The sequence below is a fragment of the Microbulbifer variabilis ATCC 700307 genome (genome assembly GCF_000380565.1).
Taxonomy (GTDB): Bacteria; Pseudomonadota; Gammaproteobacteria; order Pseudomonadales; family Cellvibrionaceae; genus Microbulbifer; species Microbulbifer variabilis.
Map to the genome: position 1 here is coordinate 221,605 of NZ_AQYJ01000026.1, position 12,892 is coordinate 234,496.

Below are 12,892 nucleotides of genomic sequence, written 5' to 3' on the forward strand. Positions count from 1 at the left end.
CACACCCCCAGAAGTACTGGTACAAAAACCTAACCTATTGGTTTTAAACGATTTTATAGTTGAAATAGCCGCCTATGCAAGCAGCGTCGAAAATAATGACGAATCTGTACGTGCATACAGTCCCGCATTAAGCGGTACGATGATACCTAATTGACACCTTAACCCCCCCCCTCAACTATCAGCTCCTGACCCTCCAAGATTGGGATTGGCGGATATTTGTCATTTAGCGACAGAGGTCGCCCTCTATCCAAGATTTTGCAAGTCAGCTGCCTATGAGTACCGCCTCAAGAAACATGCAGTCCTTCGAGGCCGCGGGCGACGCAAGGTGTCTGCTTCTATGCTGCCGAAGCTGGCGCAACTGTTTGGAATCAGTGTGGATGAGCTGGTGGGCATGGAGGATAAACCCGCCAAGCGTGGGCCGGTGCCCAAGCTGCTGCGGCAGGTCGAACAAGTGACCCTACTACCCAAAGCCAAACAGAAGTTTGTTAGCGAAATGTTGGAGACTGTGATTCAGCAGGCTAGTCACTGACACACTCCGCCAGATACGACAAAGCCCCGGCAGATCGCTCTGCCGGGGCTTTGGTGGTTTTGCTTATAAGCTATAAAGCTTAGTGCCAACAAGCTAGCAATCTATCTCACGATAAGCCAATTATTATTTATACAGGCTCAGTGAACTCCAATTTGGGTTCACTAAATCGTTTCCATCCCAGCGGATAATTTCCAACTCTAAAAGTCGATCATTCTCATCGGCATAAAGCAAAACAGATAAATCTCCCCCATCTTCATCAGTCAGCTTACCTTCAACCTCATATGGATGCTGACCTCTATATTGAGGTCTCTCATAACCAATTATGTCGAAGCAAACTCTAGACCCATCAGAAGCCCGGGATTCCACACGAGCATTTTTTAAATCAGCACGCAATTGGTCTCCATCTTTTTGATTAAGCAGACTAGAGATCTCCAATATTAAATTCTTTTCATTGTCAGTAAGTAAAAAATTCATATTTATTTTACAGGAAAGATAGTTCCAACATTTACAGAGCCATTTGGTAGCGTCATAGCTCTATACTCTACCAACACACCATCGATGGTTGTTCTTCCGGCAAATGGAGCTTTAGGCGTTAGATGTGCTGTCATGGAGGCAACTTGTTTCGCAATTATTGACTCAACGTGTGCAACATTTAAGCCCGCAGCCTCCAAGCGAGGTGCATAATGACTTGTTTTAAACGATGTCTTGGGAGCTACTTTGGCAACAGCCAAAACTGCCCCAAGTTTTGCTGTACCCGACACAGTTCCCGCGCCAGGAAATGCTTCTATTGTTCGCCAAAACTGGCGCTTCACCTCTCTCCAATTTAGAGAGGAGCGAATCATTGTCAGTGATTTATCAAAATATCCTGGCTTCTTTTGGCCACCACATGACATGCCTGCTCTTTTATAATCTTCACAGCTGGCCGTTTTATTTACCTCTTCGGGCTTATCCTCTTCTTCCTCCTCCTCTTCCTCTGAATTTTGAGAGCCACCGCCACCGGTATCTCTCAAGATCCCCCCACTTCCAGGAAAACCTCCAGTGCCTACAGAATAAATCTTGCCACCACCTAATGCACCTGATGGCAGAGGGTCACCAATTACAGTTGGTCCATCCTCTACTGGTCTCTCCGACGACACAAGAGACTTTTTCTTATTGCGCTCTAAATAACCAGAGGGATCAAACACACTCAGTGGATTATTCCTGACATAGGAATATCTATTCCAGCTCTGCGAGCTCGATGGGAACTGCACAAAGGGATCAGGGCTTAAGAACCTACCCAGGGTTGGATCGTAGATCCGACCATTCATATGGATCAGGCCGGTTCTATCCAGGTGCTCATGCCCGGTAAAGCCTCTTTTGGTGGTGAGCCCCTGTGAGTTCACCAGCTCCTCAATCTCAGCCTTGCTTAGAACACCACTCCAGTCGCCTTTCTTACGGCTACCGTAGGGGTCAAACGCCGTATCCAGGATAACAGCCCCTGCTTCATCGGTGACTTTCTCAATGGAGCCCAGGTGATCACGGTGCAAGAACTCGAAGACCTCGACCTTGATACCAAGGTGGTCCGTAGCCGTTACCTGTAAAACATCCCCACCAATGCGCACCTTTTCGATCTGCTGATAGTCAGGGTCGTTGGCCGGCAGTAGGTCCTCATAGTCACCGACAATAAAGGCTTTTTCAGTCATCAGCTTCTGCTGCGACTCATCCCACCAGCTGGACTCACGGTAGTAGCGTTGCCCATTGGGGCCATATTGGAAGCGATCTCTGGCAACGGGAGTCGCTGTGTTTTGAGCGCTGCCTACAGTTATCTCTTCGGCCTGGTGACGCGCATTCCAGGTGATCCACTTGTCATCACCCACAGCAGCATCATAGTGGGTTACTGAACCATTCTCATCGTAATTTAAGTAATTGACGACGTCATTAATGGTGGCCTGAGTTACCGCATTTGGACCGGCATTGTTACTCTGCTCATACTGGTAGCCAGTCACCTGATTGTTAGCAGCACCAGTGGCCGATTTACTGACAATATTCCCAAGGGAATCATACAGTGTGCTCAATGTGCGCTGATGACTACCGCCAAGCAGCGTCTCGGCTGACTCCAGCCGGTTGAGCGCGTCATAAAAGAAATGCTCTACCTTGGTATTGCTCCCGCTTACGGACGTACGGCTTTCCAGAGTGCCGTTGGAGCGCCACTTATAGATATTATTTTGAATAGAGCCACCGCCAGTATTAATGGAGGTGAGAAGGCCACTCTTCGCATCGTAACTTCTGGAAGTCGTTAGATCGTTACCAAAAGCAAACTCCAGTAGTTTTCCTGAGGCGTCTCGGTCCTTGAAGGTTTTGAGAGCGTTTTGCCCATCGGTAATTTCCGATAGGAAGCCCTGGCTCGTGTAAAAGTGGTGGGCCTGCGCACCAGAGGGATAAGTCAACTTCTCCAGGCGCCCTGAGTGGTCATAGCTATATTTATGCTGATAACTGCGCTGCAATCCACCGGCCTGCAGATCAGTGTTCAGTTCCTCTAGCTTGCCGGCCGCATTATAAACATAACCTTCAGCGAACAGGGTTAAACCATTCTGGCTATAGCTTCGGCTGGCGATATTGCCAGTGGCGTTCGGGGCATCATAGGTCCAAGTAGACACGCCATTGGCATCGACCTGCTCAAGCATACGACCAAGCTTATCGTACAGATAACTTAGGGTTTGCCCCTTGTTGTTTGTCTGTTCTCTAACCTGCCCCAGTGCAGTGTAGTGCGTCGTGACCGTACCAAAAGCAGGGTCAACGGTCTGTACATTATTACCTGCATTGTCGTAAAAGAACGTGGAGCGGGTGGTGGAGTCACTATTAACCAGTACAGATTTCAATAAGCCACTACCATAGTAGTCGTACTCGGTGGCAACCTCTTTATCCGTTCCCACTGCCTCGACCACTTTCACCTGGCTACCAGAAATATTGTAGAAGTGATGTTTAATCTGCGTCACAAGCAGACTGCCATTACTGTCTAAAATATCTTCCTCTGCCTCGATACGGATGTACCTTTGCGCCAGGTCGGGATAGTAGTTAGTGCGGATTTCACTTCCATCTGGACGGACGACCTTACTAATACGATCTTTTATATCGTAGTCATAAATTGTCAGCGGTTTGCTTTCCCCTGGGTAGTAAGGTTCAGTTTCCAGGTACAAGCGACCTTGCAGGTCGTAGTTGAATTCGCGGTGAGCTATGCGCTGGCCATCGAAAGCCTCTTGGTCCTGCTGAACCAAGCGCCCCAGTAAATCATAGTAAAGGTCCACCTGTGGTGTAATCGAGGAATCCTTAGTTACCTTATAGGCCGCAAGTATTCCACCAGAGACAGGACAAGTGCCTGCAAAGCATTGAGTGTATTTGGTTGTAAAGGCAATATCATCGGTATTGGTTTTATTAAGCTCACGACCAAATTCATCGTATTGAGTACTGGTGGTAAGACCATCGCTATCTACTATTATTTTAGAAACAGCGCCAAAACGGTGGTCATAGCTCAGGGTCAAGGACTGGTTCAGCGCATTGGTCAGCGTTGCCGGGTATCGTCGATCAACAAAGTCAGTCGCAAAGGTTGTTCTTGTCTCAATATTAGATCCGCTGGTGGTCTCGCTAACCAAATTGCCAGATTCGTCATAATTGAAATCCGTACTCAGCCTCAGTTCTGTATCATCCGGGAAGCGCACTCGAGTTGCGACTCGATTTGTAGATTGGTAGGGCAACGAGATAACCGTCTCTGTGCGGTCGGGTGTCCCTGTGGTATCCCCATCGTACTCACTCAACTCCTGAGCAGCGACAAACCCCACCAGCCATTGATCATTGCTAACTCGGTTTTCAAAGCTGGTAAAAATCTCTCGACTTCTGTCGATGCCGTTCAAGGAGAAGCTAGCAATTTCCCCCCAACTGGCCTGGCCACTCGACTCAGTGAGTGATTTTGCAGTCACCTCCAGGGTAGTTTGACTCTCCAGAAGCTCTCCGAAAGCCCCAAAGGTGTTCTTCTCGACACTATTTTCTATCGAGCGGTAACCAACGATTTGATCTCTTTCAAAAAGGGCTTCAGCGCTCTTCTCAAGGAAGGGGTAGTAGCTCTTATCTAAACCCGTGGACAGTTCCAGTGCCGTATATTGGTAGCGCTGATCGGCCAATTGCTGGGTATGGGAACCATAGGCTCCCTGGAATTGGAGTTTTCTCGCCACTTTACCGAAATGTGGGAAGTCCTGACGGAACTGTAAATAAGTGACAATACCCGATTCTTCATCATGGATCTTTTGTGCGTAGAAGCCGAGGAAGCCCCAGTTCTGCGTGCTTACCAGGCCAACCCCCTGATAATAGTATTTAGTCACATGCCAGCCATTGGCCATGCCATTGGACTTGTGTACCTCACCGACCACCGTTCGATAATCGCCATTATCCGCTTCGAGGTTTTCTGTATTTGCTGGCAGCACCCCTTCCCCAAAAGGCCTTTCAAGAAAAATACCGTCACCACCCTCTGAGGACTTTACTGCAACATCACGAACAGTGGTGTGATAGAACTTGGTGGCTTTTCCTAAGCCGTCAATAATTTTAGAGACTCCAATATCGAGATCCAGCTCACTATTGCTGTCAACTTCATCCCAACCGAACACAAGAGGGTTTAGGCACTTGTAGCTAGTGCCGTGCTCATCGTAACCACACTGCTGAACTTGCTGCAGGCGACGGTAGTGCTCGGTATCTTCGCCGGTAGGTTCGGGCTCAGGCTCAGTAATTAGGCGATACTCTCGCAACAACTGGCTGTCGAGATAAACATTAATATGATGGAGCAAGACAAGTTGCTCCTGCTCAATTTCACCGGGGGACAATGGTTGAGGCGGTGCGTCACTGCGAGTGCCATAGGCAAACTCGATACGCGCATCGCCTTCATTACCGTAGGTAATTTCCAGTGGGTAGTTAATGCCCTCAACCGTATCCAGGTGGTAGCGATAGGCTATGCTGTTGCCAAAGACGTCGGTGGTCTTGCTGATACTCCAGGCAAAGCTAGGGTTCTGCCCCGCACGAACTTGACTATCCTCTGTATTACCGAATTCACGGACCTCACCATTGGGCTTGTGTACAAGGAACCATGGCTGCTCATCGGTCTCCTTTAACTCAACAAGGCTGAAGTCATCCTTCAACTTTCGATACGTTGAACCGGGTTCCCAGTAGCTGCCGGATACGAGCACCAATGGCTGACCGTTCAAACACAGCGAATCGGTATCGTCCAGCATAATACGATCTGTATTGGGACGATTCTTCACACAGCGGCGAATCTCCTGTAGACCGCTCAATCTCCAGCCATAACCCAGAATATCTTCTGGCAGCATCTCGTTATTTCTTTCGCGATAACGGGCACCTGAATAACGAATACCCAGGTTAGGAACTAGATTATTAACTCCAGGAGCAACTTCGATAGGTATTGAGATCACTGCATCGCCTTGCGAACTAACCTCAGCGCTATACTGCATGGTTCCCGGAGTATCAGCTAAGGCCAAGCTTACCGCAGGCTCAATACCTTCCAGGTTGTGAACATCAATCCAGTCACTGGTGGCCCAATCGGAGCACTCTGGACCATTACAGGCACGGACCCTGTAGCGATACTTATCTTCTAGATCACCGCGAGCCTCATAGGTCGTTCCCGCCAAATTTCCCGAAACAACCTTCCAACAGCTATCGCCACAGATTGGGTCCGGATCGTTCCGCCGCTCGCGCTGCAACTCAAATGAGGTCCAAGTAAGATCCGGCTCACTCCAGCTTATATCGTAATCACCAAACTCACTATCTTCAGGAGTGGAGATAAACTTGGGCGCATTCGGTGCTTCTAGAGGGACATTCACCATTACAACCTTGGTATTAGCCGAAGGCGTCCACCCACTGCAACCATCACTGTTACAAGCCCTGGCAATAAACCGGTATACCCCTGAATCTCCCTGATTCAATGTGACTTGCATAGACGTACTAGTGCCTAAGTTTGAGCTGCCACAGTTGGAATAAGTGTATCCACCATTATTGATGCTACATTTGAGTTCATAGCGAGTAACGGGATTAAAAGCACCAGAGACAGACGACCAGGCTACTGTAAAGCTTTCACTTTGTGTGCCATGGCTCGGTTGAGTAAAATTGAGCACCGTATCTGGCTTTCGAACTACCGTGACTGACGAGGAGGTAATCCAGTCGCTATAGGTGGTATAACTACCAACGGTAACGTAGGCTCGTATACGATATTGGTAAGTACCGCTCGCTAATGGTGTGCCCCCCTCCAGAGGCAGGCTGATCGGGCCAACGCCTACGGCTGAATAAACACGGGTCCAATCTGATTCTGCCGAGCAATTATCTTTACATTGCTCGATTTCATACCCGGTAGCCCTTTCTCCAGAATCAGCCTCACTCCACTTTACAGTGACAGCCCCCTCCGACTCCGAGTTGTTAGGTGGGATAATCAGTACCATCGGTATCGGTTCTAGCAGGGGCAAAACTATCTGCTGTCGCTCTTCCTCCCCACCATATACAGAAATAGCACTTGGCGTAGAGGGCGGAATGGCTACATTGACTCGTTTCTCATTGGAGTAACTCCCACAGCCCGCACTATTGCAGGCACGCACTTTAAAGTCCCACTCACCTGTAGATAGTCCGCTCACGCTATAGGAGCGGCCCGAAACACTTATCGGAGATGACCAGCTGCCATCATTTAATTGATGCACCAGTTCATAACGCTGGCTAGCTGCACCTGAGGGAGAGGACCAAGAAACCGTAAATGCTCCGGTTTGACTATTGGTTACAGAGGTCGGAGCAGCAGGTTTCCCCGGTTTTGCCAGTCTCACTGACACTGAATGAGCGTCAAGCGTGTAGGAGGCGATATCCTTCCCTGCACAGCAGATCCGATCTACAGTGAGCTCAAATGTATAGACACCATCCTCAGTGGGGTAGAAAGTTTCTGAGTAGCTCCCTGCTGTTTTGCCACTTCGACTAAAAAAACTGCCGCTGGGGCCACTTACTTTATTGACCCTCCAGCCGTCTAACCCTGACTCACTAACAGTCCATTTAACAGTAAATGGACCTGTCGCGGTGGAAACCATGCCTCCGAAATTGTTAGCGAAACTTAAGGAGGAAAAAAGCAAAAGGAAGAGAGGTGCAAGAACGCGTAGGCCTGGAAACACAACCACCACCGAGTATTTGAATATTATTAACAGCGCTGCGCATTTTCCTGATTTTTGACTTCAGGTCAACGAAATACTCGGTGTAAGGTGTAAAACCAAGGGGCTATCTAAAAGCCATTTCAAAATCACATTTTTACTGCAAGCTGTCGTGAACAGATAAAAATATAGCCGATAAAATTGCTCGTCACGCCTAAGAATGCCCCAAAATTGGAGCTTATAAAATTTTTATATTGAAATAGGCACCAAACCTAAAAATTTAGCTTCAGCCAACACCAGTTTCTGCAGATTGCAAACATAAGCGACACACGCTTACCCATCAGAAATTCCAGTGAGTTCCAATAATTTAACATTTTTCTTGGGCGGGCATTAATACGAAACACCGCATCGCCAATTCAGTTTTTCGGTAGCCCGCCAATTCCCATCCCTTTCGGGAAGAAACGCCTCAGCAGCCCGCTGGTATTTTCGCTCAACCCGCGCATCCAGGAATAATCACGCATCCCGTTTTATCTATATACCTGATGACTGCTGCCTAGGGAGAACTGCATGTGCAGAAGACTATTGAGAGCATATATCAGTTATGGAAGAGTAGGCGATAACGTTGCCAATAGCGTACGCCGTCCAGCCCAGCCATCAGCTGGGTGAACCTACTTAGCCTGGTTAGCAGCTTATTTTTCCTGCGCAGAGATATTGAATATCCCATGCATTTGACTGGCTATTACATGACGCGGTGTAATTAACTTTAATCTGAGACTGGGCATGGAGTGCTGCCAGCAGCACCGACTGTGCGGTTTTAAACCAAACTTTATCGCTATCCATTGCGAAACGAGCTGTGGTATTGCAACCACCCGACGGATTACCCTCCATCTGTATTATGAGTACTTCTTTAGTTCCATTTTGATAGGGTATAAGCCCGGTTATTTCACCGGTATGGAATTCTGCCGTGACTGCCTGCGTAATTAATAGGCCAAGAATAAAAGCAAATAGTTTCATGTAATCTCTTAGCTTAGTAAGTCGTGCTAAAAAGGCCGAGCTGAGTCGGCACCGTGGCCCAACCTGCTTTGCAGGCCCCAATGGCAGCTTCCCCCGCTCTTGAACACATTTTACCCATATTTAAATCAATAAGTTAGAGGGAATCTTTCCGTGGATGTCAACCTTGGCTCTATAATTCGGGCCTTCACTCCGGCAATACGCCCAAACCACAGCCAGAATTACCCACGAGGAATCGCCATAGCCGCATCGAATTTAATTACTGTCTATCCAAAGTTACATATTGAACAGAACACCCTGCTGAACCTTCAGTTATTCTGATTTGCACCTTTTTATCCGCCATTTGCGCAGACAGTAAAGTGGAGAATATGGCATCAGCACCTGTATAATTATTCAAGTCCAATGTGGCGTAAACTCCTGATTCCGCATCACAATCTAATAATTTTTCGTCACCATTGGTTCCCACATGTACAATCCCATGACTAGTCACATAGAGCCTATCAACATACACACCAACACATGAGGTGCCAGAGCAATCTGCATTCGCCAAATTGGCGATGGAAGTCATTACAAGCATATAAAATATTTTTTTCATTTCACCCCCCTTATTCGAGCATCATATAGTTAATAATGCACCTATTACCTATGTTATTTGAAAGATTTCCGACTTGAATACACATTTTTTGGTTTGAAGCTTTAGCAGCTAGCGCCATTGAAAATACTAAGCTCTTATTATTGGAACTGTTAGGAATATAGAACCCAGCTTCGCAATTAACAGGGTTTGACTTATAGTCAACCCAAACCCCATAAGTATCACTACCCTCTACCCATGTTCGTAGACTCTTTATTTCCCCACAGGCTATTCCCAAATCCTCAACTGCATACGACGGCGTAGCTAAAAGAACTACTACAATAAACAGAACATATTTCACGACACTACTTCTCATTAACTTTCTAATTGATAAATCTTAAAATTATCAGCAGATCAACTTCCGCGCCGCTCCCGAAACAGAGACATAGAATTAATCAGCAGTTTTGCAACACCCAAAACGGTGTCTAAGTGCCGCCCCAAACGAGATATCATTGAACACCCGCTTCAAACTATTTAATAAGGTCAATACTGTAGGCTTGACACAGATCACCATGTAAATCCTTATCTATTTCAAGACCAACGGTTGTACCTGCATGGAACGCAGATAACGCTAACGACAGGGAATTTCTCAGCTTCTCGGGAGTTTGCTCGGTTAGAGTAAAATAGGCATATTTCCACTTACAATCACTAAGGACGGAGTCTTCTTTAACGGTAATAATAAAACTACCGTCTGAACCAAGTGTCCATATTCTATTAATCGTACCACGGTACCATGCGCGATCTGCAAATGCGCTAGAACTAAAAATTAATAAAAGTAATATAGAAAAGAACTTATTCATAATTATTCCATTGGTGTTATTAAATCTTGCTAACCGAAAACTAGGTATTAGCGCTCGATTATTCTTATTCATACAGTCGCACTGCACTGATTTTTGGGGGATCTCCTACGCAACCATTAATACTAAGACTTACCTGCTTACCGGCCATAAATGCTGCCAATAGGGTTGACAATTTTGACTGCCTGAATCATCTACGAGATCTATACGGTATGAATTACTATTACCACAACTCTCAGGATCTATAGCTGTCGCGCCCATCTGGACATCAACAAATGGAGTCCACGGAGCGATATATGTGATATCGGACTTTGCTACCTCTGCACTAAATACTCCACTTGACATACAGAATAACGCAATAACACTCAAAAAATATCTCGTCATTTCTCCCCCACTAAGAAGCAGTTAAATTTAGAGCCATGCCCCAAAAGAAGCCTATATATTACTTTGTCCTCTCTTTAGCTTTCACCAAAAGCCAAACCCTTTTGATGTAAGGTAAAACGAGCAGTACTTTTTATGGGCCAGCATTCTCGCTGCTATCGACCTTTTTGGGAAGCCCCATAAACTAATGAGCTAGTATTTTTATGGCGAGCTGAAGAGGTTACCCATGTAACCTGTCACCAAAAGCAATGGGGCAGCACGCTTCCCATTTAGCCACAGAGTTCTTAGGGTGGAATTTTGGTGTTTTAATAATTGAGCTGCCTCAAACAAGTACAGGGCGCCCCGCCACTATTCCGGGGATAGCGCAAGAGGCTGGGGGACACACTCCCTTCGGTTGGCAGTTATGCCTCTACGATAATCGCATCAATTTCACAGCGACCTGAAATTATCCTATCAATATACAGCTGGAATGTAACTGTCTTTCCCGCCATGAAGGCACTCAACATGGTAGAGTATAAGGAATCAAAGTGGGGAATTTTTTCACTTTTCGGGGGGATATAAGCCCCTTTAGTACACTCCGGAAGATTATTACTTAGGGCTAGAAATGCCGAGGCATTTGAATAGTCATCATATGCATACAGCTTATTAATTTTTACATCTGCAAGAACGGTAGCCCCTGCAATTGAAGCCTGCAAAGTAAGTAAAACAAATAAAACCGCCTGGTATTTAGCTTTCATAACTGAGTGTATCTCTCCTAATTAATACTCCAGCTATAATAGCCCACCATGATTAAAAAAATCCTTTCAAAATCAGAAATTAATACTTTTTTGCAGGAAAATTTCCAGTTACTTTATCGCTTAATACGGGCAAGCCTATATATCTCCCCATAGGACCAGTATGCTATTGTCACCTTTTTACTAACCATGCAAACCATGATTCTCGACAGCCGTATTCAGCCACTCAGGATCGCCATAGCCACATAGATAGCCACATAGATAGCCACATAGATAGCCGCACAGACAACCTCACCATCTTCCAAATGCAAGATGTAGCACCAAGACTGACTCTTAACCCACTGAATACCAACGACACAACCTCTAAATTAATACCCCCAATAAGTGGCCCTACAATATTTCTGGCTCATACAATATGGATAGTAACGGGGGCATGGACTGCAACTCACAATGGACCTTTCGTTGCTCAGAGCGATGTGCCGAGGCAATGGAAACACACCCCTGGTTTTATAGCCGCTTAAATAACCCATCCTCAGCCCAAAAACAATTTCAGTAATATGCACCTACAGATGCAGAAATATCTGAAAATTTTATATCGGTGGGCATGAGCAGGAATACATCGAAGTGCGCATCAACATCGACCCGAAACTACCATTGCAGAAGTAATTGAGGGTTTTTGTACGCTCAATCGCGAAATAGGCAGAAAGCCACATGAGGAATTAAAGAAAACCCGCTAAAAAGCGGGTTTCTTGGCCGTTGCTATGCAACGATACATATGGTCGGAGCGGCCGGATTTGAACCGACGACCACCACACCCCCAGTGTGGTGCGCTACCAGGCTGCGCTACGCTCCGATTTTTAAAAATCACTCACTTCGCTAAGTGATTGATTTTTAAAGACATCGTGTTCCGATGTGGCGTGAATCATACCGGACTAGCAGTGGATTGCAAGCCCGGATTAGTGATTTTAGAAATTATTTTCCCCTTCCAGCAGGGCCACCACATCTTTGAGTTCTGCAATCACTTCTGGCAGTACCTGCTGTAGTTGTACCACCTCCGCCCGCTCGCTGCCGGTCTCTATCTGCAGGCGGGCCCCTCCAATGGTATAGCCCTCTTCGTACAGGAGCGCACGAATCTGGCGGATCATGATGACATCCTGATGTTGGTAATAACGGCGATTACCACGGCGCTTTACAGGCTTCAGCTGCGGGAATTCCTGTTCCCAGTAACGCAGGACATGGGGTTTAACGGCGCATAATTCACTCACCTCTCCAATGGTGAAATAGCGCTTTCCAGGAATTGCAGGCAGCTGAGCGTTATTGCTCGGTTCCAGCATATTCTTCTACTCGTGCCTTGAGTTTTTGCCCTGGTTTGAAGGTAACTACCCTGCGGGCTGAGATGGGAATTTCTTCGCCGGTTTTCGGGTTACGGCCTGGCCGCTGGCTTTTGTCACGCAGGTCGAAATTGCCAAAGCCCGAGAGCTTGACCTGCTCGTTATTTTCCAGCGCATTGCGGATTTCCTCGAAGAAGTACTCGACGATCTCTTTCGCTTCGCGCTTGTTAAAGCCCAGCTCTTCGTACAGTTTCTCGGCGAGCCCGGCCTTGGTCAGTGCCTCTGTCATTGGATCCTACCAATTGATTCAGAGGCGTCGACTCC

9 protein-coding genes, 1 tRNA gene and 1 pseudogene are annotated in these 12,892 nt (G+C 46.9%); 1 reads left to right on the plus strand and 10 read right to left on the minus strand.

What is annotated here, in order from left to right; translation table 11 throughout:
• The first annotated feature begins 205 nt into the window (after nucleotides 1-205).
• Nucleotides 206-529, plus strand: a complete 324-nt coding sequence (locus tag G367_RS26160; RefSeq protein ID WP_157533486.1) for a helix-turn-helix domain-containing protein — start codon at nucleotides 206-208, stop codon at nucleotides 527-529.
• 123 nt (nucleotides 530-652) lie between these two features.
• Here G367_RS26160 and G367_RS0111795 read toward each other — a convergent pair whose 3' ends face one another.
• The 10 genes and pseudogenes from G367_RS0111795 to ihfA form a co-directional block, all read right to left on the minus strand.
• The gene (locus tag G367_RS0111795) at nucleotides 653-1,003 is read right to left on the minus strand and encodes a DUF6984 family protein (RefSeq protein ID WP_020413337.1); all 351 of its coding nucleotides are present in this window, start codon (nucleotides 1,001-1,003) and stop codon (nucleotides 653-655) included.
• A 2-nt stretch (nucleotides 1,004-1,005) separates the two neighbouring features.
• Nucleotides 1,006-7,626 carry an RHS repeat-associated core domain-containing protein gene (locus tag G367_RS0111800; protein ID WP_020413338.1) on the minus strand — a complete coding sequence of 2,207 codons (6,621 nt, stop codon included), beginning with the start codon at nucleotides 7,624-7,626 and terminating at the stop codon, nucleotides 1,006-1,008.
• 329 nt (nucleotides 7,627-7,955) lie between these two features.
• Nucleotides 7,956-8,195: pseudogene (locus G367_RS26800) on the minus strand (hypothetical protein); the annotation flags it as partial.
• Between the two features lie 169 nt (nucleotides 8,196-8,364).
• Complete coding sequence (locus G367_RS0111810; protein ID WP_020413340.1) at nucleotides 8,365-8,697, minus strand: hypothetical protein; 333 nt, start codon at nucleotides 8,695-8,697, stop codon at nucleotides 8,365-8,367.
• Between the two features lie 256 nt (nucleotides 8,698-8,953).
• Nucleotides 8,954-9,289, minus strand: coding sequence for a hypothetical protein (locus G367_RS0111815; RefSeq protein ID WP_020413341.1), 336 nt, complete (start codon nucleotides 9,287-9,289; stop codon nucleotides 8,954-8,956).
• Between the two features lie 506 nt (nucleotides 9,290-9,795).
• A complete protein-coding gene (locus tag G367_RS0111825; RefSeq protein WP_157533487.1) occupies nucleotides 9,796-10,125 on the minus strand; it encodes a hypothetical protein in 330 nt (109 codons plus the stop codon).
• A gap of 779 nt (nucleotides 10,126-10,904) precedes the next feature.
• Nucleotides 10,905-11,240: a hypothetical protein gene (locus tag G367_RS0111830; protein ID WP_020413344.1), complete on the minus strand. Its 336-nt coding sequence runs from the start codon at nucleotides 11,238-11,240 to the stop codon at nucleotides 10,905-10,907.
• Between the two features lie 773 nt (nucleotides 11,241-12,013).
• Nucleotides 12,014-12,090, minus strand: a tRNA-Pro gene (locus G367_RS0111840).
• A 112-nt stretch (nucleotides 12,091-12,202) separates the two neighbouring features.
• Nucleotides 12,203-12,571 carry a MerR family transcriptional regulator gene (locus G367_RS0111845; protein WP_020413346.1) on the minus strand — a complete coding sequence of 123 codons (369 nt, stop codon included), beginning with the start codon at nucleotides 12,569-12,571 and terminating at the stop codon, nucleotides 12,203-12,205.
• Nucleotides 12,552-12,857: an integration host factor subunit alpha gene (gene ihfA / locus G367_RS0111850; RefSeq protein ID WP_020413347.1), complete on the minus strand. Its 306-nt coding sequence runs from the start codon at nucleotides 12,855-12,857 to the stop codon at nucleotides 12,552-12,554. Before ihfA ends, G367_RS0111845 begins: the two co-directional genes overlap by 20 nt.
• Nucleotides 12,858-12,892: the final 35 nt, after the last annotated feature.